The organism is Sphingomonas sp. Leaf5, assembly GCF_001421155.1.
Classification (GTDB): domain Bacteria; phylum Pseudomonadota; class Alphaproteobacteria; order Sphingomonadales; family Sphingomonadaceae; genus Sphingomonas.
This window is the reverse complement of record NZ_LMJZ01000003.1, coordinates 104,945-125,592: the sequence shown is the minus strand read 5'-3', so window position 1 is coordinate 125,592 and position 20,648 is coordinate 104,945. Positions and strand designations below refer to the sequence as shown.

Sequence of the window (20,648 nt, the reverse complement as noted above, 5' to 3'; positions counted from 1 at the left end):
GCTCGCCCGTCCCTTACAGGTCGATCAGCAGGCGGGTCGGGTCCTCGATCGCGTTCTTGAGCGCGACGAGGAAGGTCACCGCCTCGCGACCGTCGATCAGGCGATGGTCGTAGCTGAGCGCGAGATACATCATCGGGCGCACCACGACCTGTCCGTCACGAACGACCGGGCGTTCCTCGATCCGGTGCAGGCCCAGCACCGCCGACTGCGGCGGGTTGATGATCGGCGTCGACATCAGCGAACCGAACACGCCGCCGTTCGAGATGGTGAAGGTGCCGCCCTTCATCTCGTCCATCTTCAGCGTGCCGTCCTTGGCGCGCTTGCCGAAATCGCCGATCGTCTTTTCGACGCCCGCGACCGACAGCTTGTCGGCGTCGCGGATCACGGGAACGACCAGACCGCCCGGTGCCGACACGGCGACCGAGATGTCGGCATAGTCGCGATATACGATCTCATCGCCCTCGATCGATGCGTTGACCGACGGAATGTCCTTCAGCGCCATCGTCGCGGCCTTCACGAAGAAGCCCATGAAGCCCAGCCGAACGCCGTGCTTCTTTTCGAACAGGTCCTTGTACTTGGCGCGGGCCTCGATCACCGCCGTCATGTCGACGTCGTTGAAGGTGGTGAGCAGCGCGGCAGTGTCCTGCGCTTCCTTCAGGCGGCGGGCGATCGTCTGGCGCAGGCGCGTCATCTTCACGCGTTCCTCGCCGCGCGCCGGGGCGGTGCTAGCGGCAGGCGCTGCGGCGGCAGCGGGCGCGGCGGCCGGCGCGGCAGCGGCCGACTTGTCACCCGCGGCGGCGACCACGTCTTCCTTGGTGATGCGACCGTCGCGACCGGTCCCCTTGACCTTGGCCGGATCGACGCCGTGTTCGAGGATCGCGCGACGCACCGACGGCGACAGCGCGGCGGCGTCGACATTGTTCTCGCCACCGGCCGGGGCCTGCTGTGCAGCCGCTGGGGCCGGGGCAGGGGCGGCGGCAGGTGCCGGCGCGGCGTCCTGCTTCGGCGCGTCCGCCTTCGGCGCGGCGGCGGCACCGTCGCCCGATTCGATCGTCGCGATCATCGCGCCGACCGACACGGTATCGCCGGGCTGCACGGCATGCTGCCCCATGACGCCGGCGACCGGCGAGGGCACCTCGACCGACACCTTGTCGGTTTCGAGGCTGGCGATCGGTTCGTCGGCGGCGACCGCCTCGCCGGGCTTCTTCAACCATTCGCCCAGCGTCGCTTCGGTGATCGATTCGCCCAGGGTCGGGACCAGAACTTCGGTAGCCATCGGATATTCCTCCTCTGCCCCGTCAGGGGCGAGCACATTGGGTTACGACGCGGCCTTGGCGACCTTTTCGGCGGCGGCAGCGCTTTCGGACTGACGGGTCCGGCGGATTTCGTCGCGAACATTGTGGCCGAGCGCATCGGCGACCAGCGCGCCCTGTTCGGCCTGGTGACGCTTCATCAGGCCGGTGGCGGGCGATGCCGCCGCGGTACGACCGGCATAGCGGGCGCGCGCGACCTGCGAACCGGCCTCGGCCAGTGCCTCCTCGATCGCCGGTTCGACGAGGAACCACGAACCGTTGTTCTTCGGCTCTTCCTGCGCCCAGACCACGTCGGTCAGGTTGGGCAGGCGCTTGAGCCGCTCGACCAGCGCGTCCGACGGGAACGGATAGATCTGTTCCACGCGGACGATCTGCGTCGCGGTATCGCCCGCCGCATCGCGTGCTTCGATCAGGTCGAACGCGACCTTGCCCGAACACAGCACCAGCCGGGTCGTGTCCGCATCCGCCGGCGCGGCCGGATCGGACAGCAACCGCTTGAAATGGGTGCCTGGCAGGAAGTCCTCGGTCTTCGACACCGCCAGCTTGTGCCGCAGCAGCGACTTTGGCGTCATGATGACCAGGGGCTTGCGGAAATTGCGATGCATCTGCCGGCGCAGCAGGTGGAAAAGATTTGCCGGAGACGTGACGTTGGCGACCTGCATATTGTCGCCCGCACACAGTTGCAGGAAGCGTTCGAGACGCGCCGAGCTGTGTTCCGGACCCTGACCTTCATAGCCGTGCGGCAGCATCAGCACGAGGCCGTTGGCGCGCAGCCACTTGGCTTCGCCCGCCGCGATGAACTGATCGATCATGATCTGCGCACCGTTGGCGAAATCGCCGAACTGCGCTTCCCAGATCACCAGCGCCTTCGGATCGGCCAGCGCATAGCCATATTCGAAGCCGAGCACGCCATATTCGGACAGCGGGCTGTCGAGCACTTCGAAGCTGCCATGCTCGATATTGTTGAGCGGCACATACTTGTGCTCGTCGGTCTGGTCGACCCACACCGCATGGCGTTGCGAGAAGGTACCGCGACCCGAATCCTGCCCCGACAGGCGGACGCCGAAGCCTTCCGACAGCAGCGAACCGAAGGCCAGTGCCTCGGCGGTCGCCCAGTCGAAGCCTTCGCCGCCCGCGAACATGCCACGCTTGGCGTCGAGGACGCGCGACAGCGTCTTGTGGACCTGGATGCTGTCCGGAACGGTGGTCAGCGTGCGGCCCAGCGAGTCGAACAGCTTCTGTTCGATACCGGTATCGACCGAACGGCGGGATCCTTCGGCATCCATCGGCGCATGCAGCCCCGACCAGCGACCGGCGAACCAGTCGGCGCGGTTGGGCTTGTAGCTCTTGGCGTTTTCGAATTCGCCTTCGAGATGCTGGGTGAATTCGGCGGTCTTGGCGGTGACGAAGTCGCCGTCGATGACGCCCTCTTCCTGCAACCGCTTGCCATAAATGTCGCTGACGCCGGGGTGGCCCTTGATCTTCGCGTACATCAGCGGCTGGGTGAAGGACGGTTCGTCGCCTTCGTTATGGCCGAAGCGGCGATAGCACCACATATCGAGGACGATGTCGCGCTTGAACGCCTGACGGAATTCGATGGCCATCTTGGTGGCGAAGGTCACCGCCTCGGGATCGTCGCCGTTGACGTGGAAGATCGGTGCCTGCACGCCCTTCGCCACGTCCGACGGATAGGGCGACGAGCGCGCGAATTGCGGCGAGGTCGTGAAGCCGACCTGGTTGTTGATGATGAAGTGGACGCAGCCACCGGTATTGTAGCCGCGGATGCCCGAGAAGCCGAGGCATTCCCACACGATCCCCTGGCCCGCGAATGCCGCGTCGCCATGGATCAGGACGGGCAGGACCTGTTCGTGCTTTTCCAGATCGCCGCGGAACGTCTGCTGCGCGCGGACCTTGCCGAGCACGACCGGATTGACCGCTTCAAGGTGGCTGGGGTTGGCGACCAGCGACATGTGGACCGATACGTCGTCGAAGCTGCGGTCGGTCGAGGTGCCGAGGTGGTACTTCACGTCGCCCGAACCGCCGATATCGTCGGGGTTGGCGCTGCCGCCCGCGAATTCATGGAAGAGGACGCGGAACGGCTTGTTCATGACGTTGGTCAGCACGTTCAGGCGACCGCGATGCGCCATGCCGTACACGATCTCGCGCACGCCGAGCTGGCCACCGTACTTGATGACCGCTTCGAGCGCCGGGATCATCGATTCACCGCCGTCGAGGCCGAACCGCTTCGTACCGACATATTTGCGGCCGAGGAACTTCTCCCACTGTTCCGCCTCGATGACCTTGGCGAGGATCGCCTTCTTGCCTTCGGGGGTGAACTGGATCGCCTTGTCACGGCCTTCCATCCGGTCCTGCAGGAACTTGCGCTCCTCCACGTCGGCGATGTGCATATATTCGAGGCCGACATTGCCGCAGTAATTGGCGCGCAGGATGTCGACGATCTCGCGCACGGTCGCCCATTCGAGGCCGAGCGTCCCGCCCAGATAGACCGGCGTGTCGATCTCGGCATCGGAGAAGCCGTGATATTCGGTACGCAGATCCTCGGGCAGTTCGCGACGGGCGAGGCCCAGCGGATCGAGATTGGCGGCAAGGTGACCACGCACGCGATAGGTGCGGATCAGCAACTGCGCGCGGATCGCGTCGCCGGCGGCCTTGGCGACATCGACCTTCGGCGCGGGCGCGGCAGCGGCGGCCGGGGCGGGCTTGCCGCCTCGGGCAGGCTTGGGGGCCGGCTCCATCTGCGTCGGGTCGAGCGCTGCGGTCAGCGCGTCGGTCTCGGTCAGCGGCCAGCGCTTGCTCTGCCAGCTGGGATGCTGGGTCGCACCCTCCAGCCCGTCGAACCACTGACGCCAGCCGGCATCGACCGACGAGGGGTCCTCGCGGTAGCGACCATAGAGCGTTTCCACGAATGCCGGGCTGACGCCGGCGGCGATGTCGAAATCCTGGCCTTCGTAGCCCATGGTCACATCCTGTCCGCTTCTGCCCGGTCGAACCGGGCGGTGCCCCGTGCGGGTGGTCGCACGGGGCAAGTCACCTTCAACCGTTCAGCACTGCGAGCAGCGTCGAACCCAGTTCGCTTGGGGAAGCCGCAACCTTGATACCGGCGGCTTCCATCGCCGCGATCTTGCTTTCCGCATCGCCCTTGCCGCCCGACACGATCGCGCCGGCATGGCCCATGCGACGACCCGGAGGAGCGGTGCGGCCCGCGATGAAGCCGGCCATCGGCTTCTTGCGGCCGCGCTTGGATTCGTCGATCAGGAACTGCGCAGCCTGTTCTTCCGCGTCGCCGCCGATTTCGCCGATCATGATGATCGACTGGGTGGCCTCGTCCGCCAGGAACAGCTCCAGCACGTCGATGAAGTTGGTGCCGTTGACCGGATCGCCACCGATGCCGACGGCGGTCGTCTGACCCAGGCCGGCGTTCGAGGTCTGGAACACCGCCTCATAGGTGAGCGTGCCCGAGCGCGAGACGACGCCGACCGAACCCTTCTTGAAGATGGAGCCCGGCATGATGCCGATCTTGCACTCGCCCGGCGTCAGCACGCCCGGGCAGTTCGGACCGATCAGCCGCGACTTCGAACCCGACAGCGCGCGCTTGACCTTGACCATGTCGAGCACCGGAATGCCTTCGGTGATCGCGACGATCAGCGGGATTTCGGCGTCGATCGCTTCGAGGATCGAGTCCGCAGCGAAGGGCGGCGGCACATAGATGACCGAGGCATCGGCACCGGTCTTCGACTTGGCTTCGGCGACGGTGTTGTAGACGGGCAGGCCGAGATGCTCGGTGCCGCCCTTGCCCGGCGTCACGCCGCCGACCATCTGCGTGCCGTATTCCAGCGCCGCCTTGGTATGGAAGCTGCCGGTTTCGCCGGTCATCCCCTGGGTGATGACCTTGGTGTTCTTGTTGACGAGGATGCTCATGCGTCTGCTCCAGCGTACCCCGGCGAAGGCCGGGGTCCAGTTGCGAAGTCGGTCATGGTCGTGCGATCCGATCGTACAGGTCATCCCAGTCGGGATTGAAGCCTTCGATCTCGCGCAGTTTCCAGGCTCGCTTCCATTCCTTCATTTGCCGCTCGCGCAGGCGGGCGGAATTGATGTCGTCATGCACCTCGTACCAGACGAGGCGATGACAATGTCGTTCTTTGGTGAAGCCATCGACCATCCCGGTACGGTGATCGAAGATGCGCTTCACCAGATCACTGGTCGATCCAATATAGATCGTGCCGTTGCGCCCGCTGGCCATGATATAGACCAAGGCGTTTCGTCCGATCATTGGCCTTCACCCAACTGGACCCCGGCCTTCGCCGGGGTGCGGTCGGGTTGCGGACAAAGGACTTACGCCAACGTCTCGTCGATGCCCTTGCAGGCGACCAGCAGTTCCTTGACCGCGTCGACCGAGACGGTGAGGTTCGCCTTGGCTTCGTCGTCCAGCGCGATCTCGACGATCTGCTCGACGCCGCCGGCACCGATCACCACCGGCACGCCGACGTACAGGTCGTTCACGCCGTACTGGCCATCGACATAGGCGGCGGCGGGCAGCACGCGCTTCTGGTCGTACAGATACGCCTCGGCCATCGCGATGCCGCTGGTCGCGGGCGCATAATAGGCCGAGCCGGTCTTGAGCAGCGCGACGATCTCGCCGCCGCCGCCGCGGGTACGCTTGACGATCGCGTCGATCTTTTCCTGCGTCGAACGACCCATCTTGATGAGGTCGGGAACGGGGATGCCCGACACGGTCGAATAGGAGATGACCGGGACCATCGTGTCGCCGTGGCCGCCGAGCACGAAGCTGGTCACGTCCTTGACCGACACCTCGAACTCGTCGGCGAGGAAGTGGCTGAAGCGCGCGCTGTCGAGCACGCCGGCCATGCCGACGACCATGTGGTGCGGCAGGCCGCTGAATTCGCGCAGCGCCCACACCATCGCGTCGAGCGGGTTGGTGATGCAGATGACGAAGGCGTCGGGGGCGTTGTTCTTGATGCCCTCGCCGACGGCCTTCATCACCTTCAGGTTGATGCCGAGCAGGTCGTCGCGGCTCATGCCCGGCTTGCGTGCGACGCCGGCGGTGACGATGATGACGTCCGCGCCCGCGATGTCGGCATAGTCGTTGCTGCCGATGATCTTCGCATCGAACCCTTCGACGGGTCCGCACTGCGACAGGTCGAGCGCCTTGCCCTGCGGCACGCCTTCGACGACGTCGAACAGAACGATGTCACCCAGCCCCTTAAGGGCAGCGAGGTGGGCGAGCGTGCCGCCGATGTTGCCAGCGCCGATCAGCGCGATCTTCTTGCGAGCCAAGACGTCTCTCTCCGTAGCAAGTCGGGCGCGGTCCTGCCGCGACGGGGGCGCTGTACGGTGTTTTCCAACGAGAAACAACCCTAAAGCACGCCTTAATGATAATAGATCGCAAATGCAATAGAGTGCATTCCGGCCGGAAAATCGGGCTTCTTGCCAAACAAGCGCTGAAAATCTGCCGTTATCGCGACCGGGCGGGGCAACAAACCGCGATTCGTGGCGGTCCGGCGTGCGACTCTGCTGGCAACCGGCGTGGGCTTTGCTATGCAGGCGTGGAATTCCGATTGCTAAGGTTTCGTCGATGCCCAATGCCCGTATCTATCAGTACCCGAAGAACGCGATGCAGTCGGGTCGTGCCAAGACGCAGATCTGGATGCTCGAATTCGAGCCGGCCGAGCCGAAACAGGCCGATCCGCTGACCGGTTGGGCAGGGTCGGGCGATACGCGCGAGCAGGTCAAGCTGCGCTTTCCGTCGCTCGACGCCGCGACCGATTACGCCACGCGCGAAGGGATCGACTTTCATGTCGTGCCGGCCCCCGAGCGCAAGTTGAAGCTGCAAGCCTATGCGGACAACTTCAAATGATTCGCACTTCGTTCGTCGCCGGCGCGATGCTGCTGGCCGTGCCCGCGTTGGCGGCGACACCGATCGCCGGGCGATATGTGACCGAGGACGGATCGGGCGTGATCGAGATCGGCCGCTGCGGCGCGACCGTCTGCGGCAGGCTGGTCCGTATCCTGAAGTCCGAGCCGAACGCGCCCAAGACCGACGTCAACAACAGCGATCCGGCGCTGCGCTCGCGGCCCGTTCTGGGGATGCCGATCCTGAGCGGCTTCACCGACGGCGGCAAGGACTGGCGCGGCCGCATCTACGACCCGCGCAACGGCAAGAGCTACAAGTCGATCGTGTCGCGCAACGGCGACGGCTCGCTGAAGGTGCAGGGATGTATCGCCTTCATCTGCCAGACGCAGTTGTGGAAGCCCGTGGGGTAGGGAACGGTATCGATACCGTGCGAATTCCCAGAATGAACGGCGACCAGATACTGGAGCAGTACCGGGCGGCGTTGATTGAACGGCCGCTTTCGCACGTCTGGCGGGGCCATGGCACGGCGATCATGGTCGAGTTCGGCGTACTTACGCCGAAGTTGCGCAGGGATGGATCGCCGGCCAATAATCCCGATGGCGAGTTGTCGCTGATGATCGAACGGACATGGCGGATCGAGCATGGCCAGCGGATATTGTCGGGCAGCTCAAGCGAGGATGCCGTCATCGACGCTTCGCTGAACCGGTTGCTCGGTAAGGACGTTCTGGATGTCACGACGTTCGGGCGCTTGCCGGAATTGCAGGTGGTCTTGTCGGACGATTTGTACGTCGTGTCGTTTGCGGCGGAAGCGGGCGGTCCCGAATGGGCGCTGATGGATCATCGTGCCAGTGGACTGCCGACCCTGATTTCGATGGGCGGGACGGTCTGCGCGGAGCCTTGACAGGATTGCCGCCGGCCATGGTGGTTGGCCTGCAGTGAACAGAAAAAGGCCAGGAAGGGGGGTTCCCTTCCCGGCCTTTTCTGCGTCTGGATCCGACACCGGCAAAGCCGGTGCCCGTCGGTCGGGTGCCTTGGCACCCGCCGGCCGTTCCGATTTTGTGTCCGGGGGAGCGTGGCTCCCCCGGTCCAAAATCAGAAGTCCATGCCGCCCATGCCGCCCATGCCGCCGCCGGCGGGCATCGCTGCGCCCTTGTCGTCCGGCAGTTCCGAAACGGTCGCTTCGGTGGTGATGAGCAGGCCGGCGACCGATGCCGCATTCTGCAGCGCGGTGCGGACGACCTTGGTCGGGTCGATCACGCCGGCGGCGACGAGGTTCTCGTACACGTCGGTCGCGGCGTTGAAGCCGAACGACGTGTCGGTCTGGTCGAGCAGCTTGCCCGAGACGACCGCACCGTCATGGCCGGCATTCTGCGCGATCTGACGCACCAGCGAGGTCAGCGACTTGCGGACGATGTCGACGCCGCGCGTCTGGTCGTCGTTCGCGCCGGTGACGCCTTCGAGCGCCTTGGTCGCGTACAGCAGCGCGGTGCCGCCACCGGGGACGATGCCTTCTTCGACGGCTGCGCGGGTTGCGTGCAGCGCGTCGTCGACGCGGTCCTTGCGCTCCTTGACCTCGACTTCGGTCGCACCGCCGACCTTGATGACCGCGACGCCACCGGCGAGCTTCGCCAGACGCTCCTGCAGCTTTTCACGGTCATAGTCCGACGAGGTGACTTCGATCTGCTGACGGATCGCATCGGTGCGGCCCTTGATCGCGTCGGCTTCACCGGCACCGTCGACCAGCGTGGTGTTGTCCTTGTCGATCGTCACGCGCTTGGCGGTGCCGAGCATGCCCAGCGTCACGGTCTCGAGCTTGATGCCGAGGTCTTCGCTGATGACTTCGCCCTTGGTCAGGATCGCGATGTCTTCGAGCATCGCCTTGCGACGATCGCCGAAGCCCGGAGCCTTGACCGCTGCGACCTTCAGGCCGCCGCGCAGCTTGTTGACGACGAGGGTCGCCAGCGCTTCGCCTTCGATGTCCTCGGCGATGATGAGGAGCGGACGGCCCGACTGCACCACCGCTTCGAGGATCGGCAGCATCGCCTGCAGCGACGACAGCTTCTTCTCGTGGATCAGGATGTACGGGTCGGTCAGTTCGACCTGCATCTTTTCCGGGTTGGTGATGAAGTATGGCGACAGATAGCCGCGGTCGAACTGCATGCCTTCGACGACGTCCAGCTCGAATTCGAGGCCCTTGGCTTCCTCGACGGTGATGACGCCTTCCTTGCCGACCTTTTCCATGGCTTCGGCGATCTTCTCGCCGACTTCACGGTCGCCATTGGCCGAGATGATGCCGACCTGGGCGATCTCGTTGGTGCCCGACACCGGCTTCGAACGGGCCTTGATGTCCTCGACCACCTTGGTCACGGCGATGTCGATGCCGCGCTTCAGGTCCATCGGGTTCATGCCGGCGGCGACCGACTTCATGCCTTCGCGGACGATCGCCTGCGCCAGCACGGTGGCGGTGGTGGTGCCGTCGCCCGCGATGTCGTTGGTCTTCGAGGCCACTTCGCGCACCATCTGCGCGCCCATGTTCTCGAACTTGTCCTTCAGTTCGATTTCCTTGGCGACCGACACACCGTCCTTGGTGATGCGGGGCGCACCGAACGACTTGTCGATCACGACGTTGCGGCCCTTTGGCCCCAGCGTGACCTTCACCGCGTCGGCGAGGATGTCGACGCCGCGCAGGATGCGTTCGCGTGCGTCACGACCGAATTTTACTTCCTTGGCTGCCATGTGGCTACCCTTTCCAAATCTCAAAAGTCACGAAAGTCACACTCGCCACGCGAATGCGACGGAAGGTCAGCCGACGATCCCGAGGATGTCGCTTTCCTTCATGATGAGCAGGTCTTCACCGTTGACCTTGACCTCGGTGCCCGACCACTTGCCGAACAGGATGCGGTCGCCGGCCTTGACGTCGAGCGGCGTGATCGTGCCGGTTTCGGTGCGTGCGCCGGTGCCGGCGGCGACGACCTCGCCTTCCTGCGGCTTTTCCTTGGCGGTGTCGGGGATGATGATCCCGCCGAGCGTCTTTTCCTCGGCCTCGACGCGGCGGACGAGCACGCGGTCATGCAGCGGACGGAAGTTCATGCGCGGTTCCCTTTGATTGGTAAAACGAAACTGTTCCTGGCACTCACCATTCGGGAGTGCCAGCCGCCCGGATATGTGGAGCCGTTCATCGAGCGTCAAGCGGGGTCGGAACAATTTTGCAGGTGATACGTGGCCCCCGTCAGACGGGTCGAACCAGCCCCAGCCGTTCGCGCCGGCGCCAGCGGTCGACCAGCAGCAGCGCGACCGCCAGCAATCCGAGCGCAAGGCCGATCCATACCCCGATCCCGGCCAGATCGGTCCAGAAGCCGAGCGCGACCGAGGCGGTGAAGCCGACGCCCCAATAGCCGACGAACGCGATCACCATCGGCACTCGCGTATCCTGAACCCCGCGCAGGACCCCCGCCGCGACCGCCTGCGCACCATCGGCCAGCTGGAAGATGGCGGCGATGGCGAGATATTGCAGCGCCAGCGCGACCATCGCCGCATTGGCCGGTGCCTGCGGTTCGATATAGATCGACAGGAAGGCGCGCGGCGCGACCCATAGCAGCAGCGCGGTGAACCCCATGAAGCCGGTGCCGACGATCAGCGCCGACCATCCGGCGCGCGCGATCCAGATGCGGTCGCCGGCCCCATAGGCAAGGCCGACGCGGATCGTCGCCGCCTGTGCGATGCCGAACGGCACCTGGAACAGGAAGGCCGCGATCTGCAACGCGATGGCATGGGCCGCGACCTCGGTCACGCCGATCAGGCCCATCAGGAATCCGGCCGCGGAGAACAGCGCGCCTTCGAATGTCATCGTCGCCGCGATCGGTAGCCCCAACACAAAAATCTGGCGCAGGCGGGTCCATTCGCCGCGCCACCAATTGCCGAACAGATGGAAGCGCCGCAGCCTGCGATCGGCGACCAGCACCACCGCATAGGCGATCATCATCGCGATCGCGGTGCTGAGACTGGCCACCGCCGACCCCTCCAGCCCCCAGGCCGGAAAGCCGAGATTGCCGAACACCAGCAGCCAGTTGGCAAGGATCGACACGCCGAGACCCAGCGCGGTGATCGCCATCGCCCAGCCGGCGCGGCCGAGCGCCGAGGCGGTGATCCGCATGACATTGCCCGCCAGCGCCGGGATCATCGCCCATAACAGGATGTCGAGAAACGCATCGGCGCGCACCGCGACGCGCGGATCCTGTCCGGCGAGCAGCAACAGGCTTTCGCCATGCGCCAGCAGCGCCATGAACGGCAGGCTGCCCAGCACCGCGATCCACGCGCCCATCCGGAACGAGCGCCGCACCTCGCGCACGGCATGATGGCGACGACCCAGTTCGGCGGCGATGATCGGCGCGGCGGCCCCGACCAGCCCCGACAGGGCGAACAGGATGACGCTATAAAGATAGACGCCCAGAGTCGCGGCGGCGAGTTCGACCGCACCCAGCCGGGCGACGAACACCACATCGACGGCATAGACTGCCATCTGCAACAGATTCGCGCCGACGAGCGGGGCTGCCAGCCGCAACGTCGCAGCGAGTTCGGCACGGGCGCTGGCGGGCGCGGCAGGGGCAGCGGCGTTGGTCACGGGGGGCGTGTAGTGGTTTTGGCGGGGGGAGGCCAGTTGGGGGCGTGGAGGTAATTCACGCGTCATTCCCGCGCAGGCGGGAATCCATACACGCCAACGTTTTGGCAGGGTCCGCACCGGCAGCGTTTATGGACTCCCGCCTTCGCGGGAGTGACGATGGAGGCGATGGAGCGTGTCGGGCCGATGACGCCGCCCCCTTTTCCCGGTAGGGCACCGGGATGAACGACGATGCCGAGCCACGGTCGATCCGCGCACCGCGCCGCGATGCCGCCCGTCGCCGCGACGCGCTGATCGATGCGGCGGCGACCTGTTTCGCCGAACAGGGCTATGGCGTGCCGCTGGAAACCGTCGCGGCGGCGGCCGGGGTCGGGCGGGCGACGCTGTATCGCAACTTCGACGATCGCGAGGCGCTGGCGCTGGCGATCTTTTCGCGCGCGGTCGATCGGCTGGCGGCGCTGGTCGACCCGGCGCTGCCGATCGCGCAGACGATCGCGGCGATGGTCCGTACCGGGGCCGGGGCGTTCTCGCTCTTCGCGCGGATTTCGGCCGAGTTGCATCTGGACGACGCCAACCGCGCGGCGTTTCAGGCGCTGGGGGTGCGGATGGAGGCGATCCTTGCCCCCGCCCTTGCCGAAGCCCAGCGGCGCGGCGAGGTGCGGGGCGACGCGACGGCGCGCGATCTGGTGCTGGCGCTGCGCATGGCCGGCAGTCTGGTGCTGCCGGTAATGAGCGACGACGAAGTCAGCGCGCAGATCGAGACGGGTCTGCGGCTGTTGTTCGCGGGGCTGCGTCCGCGCTGACCGGATCGGTCCAGCCGAGCCCCAGCGCCTTGTTCACCGCGATATAGCTTTGGGTCAGGCCGGCGCGCGCCTGGGCGACGGCACTGGCGGCGGCGACCTGCTGGCGTTCGATATCGAGCTGGTCGATCAGCGTGGCGGTGCCGGCGGCGACCCGCTGCCGATTGAGCGCGGCGGCGCGGGCGGCGGTCGCCTCCACCTGCACCAACTGCCCCAGTTGCCGGCGACGATTGCCGAAGCGCGACAGGGCGGTCTCGGCATCCTGCAACGCGTCGAGCACGGTGCGGCGATAGGTCGCATCGGCCTGATCGCGCTGCGCCTCCGACACGCGGGTCGCGGCCTTGGCACGGCCGAAATCGAGGAACGACCAGTTGAGCGACGGCACGGCGAGTGCCGCCAGATTGCCGAGATCGAAGATCTTTTCGGGCGACGTGCCGCCAAGGCCCAATAGCCCGAGAAAGCGGATGCCAGGCAGTTCGCGCGCCTTGGCTGTACCGATCGCGGCGGTGCCGGCAGCAAGCTGGCGCTCGGCGGCGCGGATGTCGGGACGGCGGGCGATCAGCGCGGCGGGATCGCCGACCGCGATGCGTTGCGGCGGCAGCGGCACCGGGGCGGGCGGGGTCAGCGTCGCATCGAGCGTGCCGGGGGTGCGGCCGGTCAGGACCGCCAGCTGGTTCAGATATTCGTCGCGCTGCGCAGCGAGCGGGATCGCGTCGGCCTGCGTGTTTTCCAGCTGGGTCTGGAGCCGTTCGATCGCGAGTTGCGACGCGGTGCCGGCGGCAAAACGCTGGCGGGTCAGGTCGAGCTGGCGCTGTTGCAGGCGGGTATTGGCGTCGCTCAAGCCGATGCGTGCCTGGACGTCGCGGAGCGCGACATAGGCCTGGGCGACGGCGGCCGACAGCGAGACCTGCGCATCGGCAAGATCGGCCTGCCGGGCACCGGCGGTCGCCCGCGCCTGTTCGACCGTGCGGCGGCCGCCGCCGAACAGGTCGGCTTCCCACGACGCATTGAGGCCGAGATTGTAGAAGCTGGCGCTGGTGCCGCCCGCATCCGGCTGGATCGGCGGCAGTTCGGCAAAGATCGCGGTGCCATTGGCGCTGGCGCTGGGCAGTTGCCCGACGCGCTGCTGGGTCAGTCGCGCCCGCGCCTCACGCAGACGCGCGGTGGACAGATCGATGGTCGGGCTATGGATCAGCGCATCGTCGACCAGCCGGGTGAGCAGCGGGTCGTTCAGCCCTTCCCACCAGCGGGCAAGGCCGGGGGCGGGCGTCAGCGCCGCATCGGTCGCGCGGACGAAGCGGGTCGCGTCCGATGCGGTCGCCGGCGGACCGGCATAGTTCGGGCCGACGGTGCAGGCACCGAGCAGCAACAGGGCGGACAGGGGAAAGGATCGGGTCATCAGTGCACCGTTACCGGTTCGGCACCCGTGGGTAGCGGGCGCAGGAACAGGACCAGCGGCAGGACGGCAAGCGCGCCGACGCCCATGATCCAGAAGATGTCGTTATAGGTCATGGTCAGCGCCTGTTGCGCGATCTGTTGCGACAGGAGCCGCAGACCGGCGCGCTGGTCGCCGGCCGCCTGACCGAGGCCGGTGACATAGGACTGCACCGCAGGGCTGTTGGCGTTCAGCGTTTCCTCGATCCGGCGCGAATGGAAATACATCCGCTGATCCTGCAGGATCGAAATGCCGGCCAGCGCGAAGCTGCCCCCCAGATTGCGCATCGCGTTGAACAGGCCCGACGCATCGCCGGCATCCTCGGGCGGGACCGAGCGGACACAGGCCTGGCTGAGGAACAGCATCGCGAGGATCTGCCCGACGCCGCGCATCAGCTGCGACACGGTAAAGTCGGGGCCGGAGGATTGCGCGGTCAGGTTCGCGTCGAGCAGCGCCGACGTGCCCATGATGAGCAGCCCGGCCGATACCGCGATGCGGATATCGACGCGTTTGAGCAGGATCGGGACCATCGTCATCAGGATCAGGCTGGGGATGCCCGACAGCAGCACGACCTTGCCCGCCTGCAACGCGTTGTAATCGGCCAGCGCCGCAAGGAATTGCGGAATTGCGTAGCTGGTGCCGTAGAGGACGACGCCGAGCACCACGCCCATCAGCGCGACCGATCCGAATTGCCGGTCGAGCAGCAGCTTCAGCTTGATGATCGGGCGCTGCGACGTCGCCTGCCCATAGAAGAGCAGGCCGAAGCCGATAGCGGTGATGAACGCCATCCAGCGGATCAATTCGGAATCGAACCATTGTTCGCGCTGCCCGTCCTCAAGGAACACGGTGAGGCCACCGAGACCGAGCGCGAGGCCGGCAATGCCGAACCAGTCGGCCTGCCGGAACAGTTCGAGCTTCGATTTCTCGTGCGGCAGCCCGACCAGCAACAGCGTGATGAGGATCGCGCAGATCGGGATGTTCAGGAAGAACGCATAGTGCCAGCTGATATTCTCGGTCAGCCAGCCGCCGACCAGCGGCCCCAGCACTGGCCCCAGAATTGCCGTCACGCCAAATACGGCGATGCCGATCGGCTGCTGCGATCGCGGCAGGCGCTGGGCGATGATCGTCTGCGCGGTCGGGATCATCGCCCCGCCGGTAAAGCCCTGTCCGACGCGGCCGATAATCATCATCGGCAGGGTGGTGGCGATGCCGCAGACGACCGAGAAGATCGTGAACAGCCCGGCGGCGATCAGCAGGAAGGTGCGCAGACCCAGCATCCGCTGCAACCAGCCGGCCATCGGGATGATGACGATCTCGGCGACCAGATAGGCGGTGGCGATCCACGTCCCCTCGGTCCCGCTCGCGCCGATTTCCCCCTGGATGGTCGGCAGCGCCGAATTGACGATCGAGATGTCGAGCGTCGCCATCAGTGCACCGAGATTGCCGGCGATCACCGCCAGCCACGCGCTCAGATCGGCACGTTGCGGCGGGGCGGCGGCGGTCATCGCCGCACTGGCCATGTCAGCGGCCCGCCTGCTCGCGAAGCTGCTGCATTTCGTCGCGGGCCGATCGGGTGTCGACGGTGACGGTCACCGACAGGCCGGGGATCAGCAGGCGGCGGGCGGCGGGCGTCGCCTCGATCGACACGCGGACCGGCACGCGCTGTGTGATCTTGGTGAAGTTGCCGGTGGCGTTCTGCGGCGGCAGCAGCGAGAATTGCGCGCCGGTGCCGGGGGCGAGGCTCTCGACCCGACCCTTCACCACCACGTCGTCGAGCGCGTCGACATGGATCTCGACCGGCTGACCGGGGCGCATGAGCGCGAGCTGCGTTTCCTTGAAATTCGCGGTGATATACAGGCGGTCGAGCGGGACGACCGACATCAGCCGCGTGCCGGCCTGAACATATTGGCCGATCGTCACCGTCTTGTCGCCGATCCGCCCGCCGATCGGTGCGGTCAGTTGCGTGGCACCGACATCGACGCTGGCGGCGGCGAGCTGCGCGCGCGCGGCCTGCCCCTGCGCACGGCCCTGCGCCACCTGACTTTCCAGCGAGGCGACGCGGCGCTGCTGCGCGGCGACGGCGGCCTCCGCCGCGCGGACATTGTCGGCCGACTGGCGCGCGGTGACTTCGAGTTGCGCCAGTTGCTGGCGGGTTTCGGCACCCGATGCGGCGAGTGGGCGATAGCGGGCGACCTCGGCGGCGTCATAGGCCGCCTTGCTGCGAGCGGCGGCAAGTTGGGCGCGCGCCTGTTCGATCGCGGCATATTGTTCGTTGATCTGGGCGCGGGCGGTATCGGCCTGCGCCCCGGCGACGGCGATCTGCGCCTCGGCCTGCGCCGCCTGCGCGCGCGCGTCGCGCGGGTCGATGCGGACCAGCGGCTGGCCTGCGCGAACGTCCTGATTTTCCGCGACCAGCACCTCGGCGACATAGCCCGACACGCGCGGAGCGATGGTCACCATGTCGGCCTGCACGGTCGCGTCGTTGGTGTCTTGCAGATATTTGCCGTGGTCCTGATAGCCGATGTACCACCAGATGCCCGCGACCAGCGCGACGAGAAGCACGACGATCAGGACGAGCTTCGCCCGGCCGTTCTTGCGGGTCGGCTTGACCGTTTCCGGTTCGTCAGCGGCAGTGGCAACGGGCTGCTGGTCGGTCATGGGTCGTCGTTCCGATGAGTCGCGGAACGCCCCTTCGTCCGCTGCATCGCACAATAAGCGGACAAAGTGTCCGGTTCAAGGCAGAGGCGGGAGAATCCTTACATCAGGATCGAAGGATCGGCGGTGCGCAGCGTTGCGAGGATGGTGGCGACCAGCAACTGGTCGTCATTGCGCAGGAAATGCCCGCCGGGCAGGCCGACGACCTGCGCCCCGCTGCCCCGCAGGGTCGGGCACAGGCTTTCGGTTTCGTCGGTGCCGTAGATGCAGATGACGGGTGCCCAGTGCAGGGCGCGCATCGCCGCCGCCGGATGCGCGTCGGGTGTGCCGTGATACAGGATGCCGGTCGGGTCGGAGCGGAAGAAGACGGTCTGCGCCGGTACGACGACGTTGATCGCCGCGACCTTTGCCCGCAGGTCGGCGGGCAGGTCGGGTGCGATCGCCGAGACGATGTCAGCACCGAACGACTGGCCCATCAGGATCACGCGGCGCGCCCCGGTCTGCGCCAGCGCGGTGCGGATGGCGCTGACGACGATCGCATCGGCCTGTTCGCGGCTGCGGGTGGTGCCGAAATTGACCGGCGAGCTGACCCCGATCACCGGAATGCCGTGCGCGGCAAGCGCCGGCACGACCTTGCTGCCCATGCCGAAGCGCAATCCCATGTCGCCGGAGAAATAGACGGCGACGACGTCGGGATGCTTCTTTCCCTGAAAGAAGCGGATCGACTGGGTATCGATCAGGTGCAGCGCCGGGGCGGCAAGGCCGAGCAGGACCAGCAGCCCGGCGAGAAGTGCACCGATGCCGATCCGGCGGCGCAGGCGGGTGCGGCGGGCGCGGGGCGACAGGCTCATGGGTGGACTTTCGCTGGCAGGGGGGCGGGGGCCGGGGCGGGGGGCAGATACTGGGCGGGCTGCGGGCGACCGATCAGGCGGGAAAGGTCGCGCAGGCTCTGCAACAGGCCGATGCCGCCGGGGCCGGCGATGTAGCGCGGCTCCCATCCGGGCGCGAACTTCTCCTTGTAGGTGCGCAGGCCGCGGAAGCCGTAGAACCGCTCGCCATGGCGGAAGATGAATGCCGCCGCCTTGGCCCAGGCGGGGGCGAGCCGGCGATCCTCGATCCCCGACAACGGCGCCATGCCGAGCGAGAAGCGGGCATAGCCCTGTGCCTGCGCCCACAGCATCAGGTCGACCAGCAGAAAGTCCATCGTTCCCGGCGGCGCATCGACCCGGTGCCGCATCAGGTCGACCGAGGCTTCGTTCTTCGACGCGGTGAGCCACAGATTCGCGAAGGCGACGATGCGGTCGTCGATCGTCACCACCGCCACGTCGAAATGGCTGAGATAGGCGCGGTCGAAATGGCCGAGGCTGAAGCCCTTTTCGCGCTGTGCCTTGGCCGTCAGCCATTCGTCGGACACGCTTTCCAGTTCGTCGATGATGCTGCCGAGCTCGCTGGCGGCGACGATGTGCAGCGTCGCGCCCTTGCGCGCGACCGCGCGTTCGGACTTGCGCAGCGCGCGCAGGCGGGGGGTGTCGAGGGTGAAGGTGGTCAGGTCGACCACCGCATCCTCGCCATATTTGACGATGTTCAGCCCCATGCCGATCGCGATGTCGAGGACGGGGGAGGAGACTTCGTAGAGCAGCAGCCGCCCCTGTTCGCGATCGGCCAGATCGCGCAGGTTCCACAGCAATTCGCCCCACGCATCGCGCGGGCCGACCGGATCGCCCATCGCGATCCAGCTGGCACCGTACACCTGATACATGACGAAGGCGTCGCCGGCGTCGGACAGCAGGAAACGCTTGTCGCCGGTCAGCGCCAGCATTGCATCGGTCCGGTTGGCCTGGGTCAGGATGCGGCGGACGCTGGCGGCATCGACGACCGAGGGCATGGTGCGGGCAGCAGCGGCGGTCGGTGCCATCAACCGCCAGATGCACGCCCCCGCCAGCATCACGATCACGCCCAGCGACGCGCGCAGGAAGCGCGGCGCATCGCTGTTCAGCGCGAATTTCCACCACAGATTTTCCGAATAGGGCACGTGGCGATACGCAAAGAAGCCCGCCCAGATCGTCAGCGCGATGACCGCCGCGACCGATGCGACCCAGCCGGGACCGATCGGCTGGCTGGTCAGCGTCGTGCGGCGATAAAAGGCGCTGCGGGTCCATTGCAGCAGCGCGGCGACGGTCAGGCAGATCGTCGCTTCCTCATAATCCAGCCCCTTGCCGATCGAGAACAGCGCGGCCGCGATCAACAGCGCGCGAGCGGCGACGAACGCGCCGTCGAGCCGGCGATAGAGCGCGGGGGCCAGCAGCAGCAGGCCGGTGCCGGTCAGGCTGGCGGCGATGCTGCTCGCCTCGATCATCGGCAGCGGCAGGATCGCGGCAAGGTCGCCCATGCGCGCGCGGACCGAGGGCAGCGATCCCGACAGCAGCAGCATCGCGCCGGTGGTGAAGGTCGCGGCGCTGAGTGCCAGCGGGGCGACGCCGGTGGCGACGGCGCGGACGCCCGACAGGAAGCGAACCGGCCGCCGCCGCTGCCGCGCGCCTTCATGCCATGCCAGCACGAGGATGCCGAGCGCGAGCGGCAGGAGGTAGTAGAGCACACGATAGGCGATCAGCGCGGCGAACAGCTTGGCGCGGCCGGCGGGGACGACCGCCAGCACCACCGCCTCGAACACACCGATCCCGCCCGGAACATGGGTGATGACCGCCGCGACGATGCCGAGCGCATAGGCGAGGATGAAGGCGGGCAGCAGCGCCGGGGTCGCGCCGGGGATCAGCACGAACAGGGCGGCGCTGGCGCAGCTGATGTCGATCAGCGCGATGGCGATCTGGAGGAACAGCTGCATCGGCGTCGGCAGCGGGATGGAAAAGCCGAACAGGCGGATCGGGCTGCGCATCAGCGCACAGGCGGCGAGCGACCCGAGCGTCAGCGCCGCGATGCCCCAGCCGGCCAGCGCGACCTCACCCGCGCCGAGCTTCAGCCCGACAAGGTCGAGGGGGCCGTGATGCAGCAGCAGCGCCACGCCGGTGACGCTGATCACCCCGGCCCAGAAGGTACCGCTGGCGATCGCGATGACGCGGGCGACGTCGGGTCCGTCGAGTCCGGCGGTGGTATAGACGCGGTAGCGCGCCGATCCACCGGTCAGCAGGGCGAGGCCGAGATTATGGCTGAGCGTATAGCTGGTGAACGAGGCGAGCGCGGCGGTGCGCCACGGCAGCGGGCGTCCGATGACGCTCAGCGCCAGCACGTCGTAGAAGGTCAGCGCGAGATAGCTGCCCGCCGTCGCCATCAGCGCCAGCACGATCCGGTGCGGCGACAGCGCGTGCATTGCCGCGCGGACATCGTCGAAGCGGACTTCCTGCGTCAGATGCTCCAGCGCCGCAAAGCCCAGTCCGATCAGTACGAGGACGATCAGAACGCTGATCGGCGTCCGATAGCGTTCGATCCAGCGGCGCAGGTCAGCCATGGGGCACTTGCGCGATCCGGGTCCACATCTGGGTCCGGCACAGCATGTCGCCGAGCAGGCAGCCCCGAATCTGCAGGCGATCGACCGAGGGCTGTTCGATCCGCGACGAGAACCGCCGGCCCATATCGGGGACGAACACCATGCCCGACCAGGTGCCGCGCCCGTCGGCGGTATAGTCTTCGAGCAATTCGGTGCCGATCAGCCGGTCGGTGCCGCCGGCGCGGGCATCGGCCTGCGCGGTCGCACTGGCCCAGACCACCCAGCCGCACAGCCGGTTGCCGCACGGCGCGGTGCGGACCGCCACATCGCTATGCGGGCTGAGCCACAGCCCGGCGGGCTGGGGCGCTTCCGCCGCGCCCGCCGGCACCGCCAGTGTCATCGCCAAAATCGCCAACCACCTGCGCATCGCTCACATCCCCTTCATCCTGGGGCGTGTAGCGGTTTTATTCTTGCCGATTGTTCAGCGCGCGC

18 protein-coding genes are annotated in these 20,648 nt (G+C 66.9%); 4 read left to right on the top strand and 14 right to left on the bottom strand.

The features are described from left to right. Positions 1–13: 13 nt before the first annotated feature. From odhB to mdh, 5 genes are all read right to left on the bottom strand, one after another. A complete protein-coding gene (gene odhB, locus ASE50_RS04790; RefSeq protein WP_056396370.1) occupies positions 14–1,276 on the bottom strand; it encodes a 2-oxoglutarate dehydrogenase complex dihydrolipoyllysine-residue succinyltransferase in 1,263 nt (420 codons plus the stop codon). A gap of 42 nt (positions 1,277–1,318) precedes the next feature. Then, the gene (locus tag ASE50_RS04785) at positions 1,319–4,291 is read right to left on the bottom strand and encodes a 2-oxoglutarate dehydrogenase E1 component (RefSeq protein ID WP_082438799.1); all 2,973 of its coding nucleotides are present in this window, start codon (positions 4,289–4,291) and stop codon (positions 1,319–1,321) included. 76 nt (positions 4,292–4,367) lie between these two features. Then, on the bottom strand, positions 4,368–5,252 hold the full coding sequence (sucD, locus tag ASE50_RS04780; RefSeq protein ID WP_056396365.1) for a succinate--CoA ligase subunit alpha: 885 nt from the start codon (positions 5,250–5,252) through the stop codon (positions 4,368–4,370). A gap of 52 nt (positions 5,253–5,304) precedes the next feature. Beyond that, a complete protein-coding gene (locus ASE50_RS04775; RefSeq protein ID WP_056396363.1) occupies positions 5,305–5,604 on the bottom strand; it encodes a GIY-YIG nuclease family protein in 300 nt (99 codons plus the stop codon). A 62-nt stretch (positions 5,605–5,666) separates the two neighbouring features. Then, the gene (gene mdh, locus ASE50_RS04770; protein WP_056396360.1) at positions 5,667–6,629 is read right to left on the bottom strand and encodes a malate dehydrogenase; all 963 of its coding nucleotides are present in this window, start codon (positions 6,627–6,629) and stop codon (positions 5,667–5,669) included. Between the two features lie 298 nt (positions 6,630–6,927). Here mdh and ASE50_RS04765 point away from each other — a divergent pair, with 298 nt between their 5' ends. Genes ASE50_RS04765 through ASE50_RS04755 form a run of 3 tightly spaced genes read left to right on the top strand, consistent with a single transcriptional unit; the run spans position 6,928 to position 8,107 of the window. Beyond that, on the top strand, positions 6,928–7,209 hold the full coding sequence (locus tag ASE50_RS04765) for an ETC complex I subunit (RefSeq protein WP_056396358.1): 282 nt from the start codon (positions 6,928–6,930) through the stop codon (positions 7,207–7,209). Beyond that, on the top strand, positions 7,206–7,616 hold the full coding sequence (locus ASE50_RS04760) for a DUF2147 domain-containing protein (protein WP_056396354.1): 411 nt from the start codon (positions 7,206–7,208) through the stop codon (positions 7,614–7,616). The genes ASE50_RS04765 and ASE50_RS04760 overlap by 4 nt, the downstream gene beginning before the upstream one ends. Beyond that, positions 7,568–8,107 carry a hypothetical protein gene (locus tag ASE50_RS04755; RefSeq protein ID WP_156347300.1) on the top strand — a complete coding sequence of 180 codons (540 nt, stop codon included), beginning with the start codon at positions 7,568–7,570 and terminating at the stop codon, positions 8,105–8,107. The genes ASE50_RS04760 and ASE50_RS04755 overlap by 49 nt, the downstream gene beginning before the upstream one ends. A 191-nt stretch (positions 8,108–8,298) precedes the next feature. On the opposite strand, the gene groL is transcribed toward ASE50_RS04755, so the two are convergent. The 3 genes from groL to ASE50_RS04740 all read right to left on the bottom strand — a co-directional run bounded on the left by groL (position 8,299) and on the right by ASE50_RS04740 (position 11,827). Further along, positions 8,299–9,942, bottom strand: a complete 1,644-nt coding sequence (groL, locus tag ASE50_RS04750) for a chaperonin GroEL (RefSeq protein WP_056396342.1) — start codon at positions 9,940–9,942, stop codon at positions 8,299–8,301. 66 nt (positions 9,943–10,008) lie between these two features. Beyond that, positions 10,009–10,296: a co-chaperone GroES gene (groES, locus tag ASE50_RS04745; protein ID WP_056001221.1), complete on the bottom strand. Its 288-nt coding sequence runs from the start codon at positions 10,294–10,296 to the stop codon at positions 10,009–10,011. Positions 10,297–10,435: 139 nt separating this feature from the next. After that, positions 10,436–11,827, bottom strand: a complete 1,392-nt coding sequence (locus tag ASE50_RS04740) for an MATE family efflux transporter (protein ID WP_235512161.1) — start codon at positions 11,825–11,827, stop codon at positions 10,436–10,438. A gap of 218 nt (positions 11,828–12,045) precedes the next feature. Between ASE50_RS04740 and ASE50_RS04735 the strand changes: the two genes are divergently transcribed. Continuing rightward, positions 12,046–12,627, top strand: a complete 582-nt coding sequence (locus tag ASE50_RS04735) for a TetR/AcrR family transcriptional regulator (protein ID WP_056396340.1) — start codon at positions 12,046–12,048, stop codon at positions 12,625–12,627. Here ASE50_RS04735 and ASE50_RS04730 read toward each other — a convergent pair. The 6 genes from ASE50_RS04730 to ASE50_RS04705 form a co-directional block, all read right to left on the bottom strand. Then, a complete protein-coding gene (locus ASE50_RS04730; protein ID WP_056396337.1) occupies positions 12,569–14,023 on the bottom strand; it encodes an efflux transporter outer membrane subunit in 1,455 nt (484 codons plus the stop codon). The genes ASE50_RS04735 and ASE50_RS04730 overlap by 59 nt on opposite strands. Then, positions 14,023–15,579 (bottom strand): MDR family MFS transporter, encoded by a 1,557-nt coding sequence (locus tag ASE50_RS04725; RefSeq protein WP_056001229.1) that lies wholly within the window; start codon positions 15,577–15,579, stop codon positions 14,023–14,025. Before ASE50_RS04725 ends, ASE50_RS04730 begins: the two co-directional genes overlap by 1 nt. Before the next feature lies 1 nt (position 15,580). Continuing rightward, positions 15,581–16,717, bottom strand: a complete 1,137-nt coding sequence (locus tag ASE50_RS04720) for an HlyD family secretion protein (protein WP_056396334.1) — start codon at positions 16,715–16,717, stop codon at positions 15,581–15,583. 98 nt (positions 16,718–16,815) lie between these two features. Continuing rightward, positions 16,816–17,565: an AcvB/VirJ family lysyl-phosphatidylglycerol hydrolase gene (locus tag ASE50_RS04715; protein ID WP_056396331.1), complete on the bottom strand. Its 750-nt coding sequence runs from the start codon at positions 17,563–17,565 to the stop codon at positions 16,816–16,818. Further along, positions 17,562–20,177, bottom strand: coding sequence for a bifunctional lysylphosphatidylglycerol flippase/synthetase MprF (gene mprF, locus ASE50_RS04710; RefSeq protein ID WP_056396329.1), 2,616 nt, complete (start codon positions 20,175–20,177; stop codon positions 17,562–17,564). Before mprF ends, ASE50_RS04715 begins: the two co-directional genes overlap by 4 nt. Continuing rightward, the gene (locus tag ASE50_RS04705) at positions 20,170–20,583 is read right to left on the bottom strand and encodes a DUF2147 domain-containing protein (protein WP_056001240.1); all 414 of its coding nucleotides are present in this window, start codon (positions 20,581–20,583) and stop codon (positions 20,170–20,172) included. The genes mprF and ASE50_RS04705 overlap by 8 nt, the downstream gene beginning before the upstream one ends. Positions 20,584–20,648: the final 65 nt, after the last annotated feature.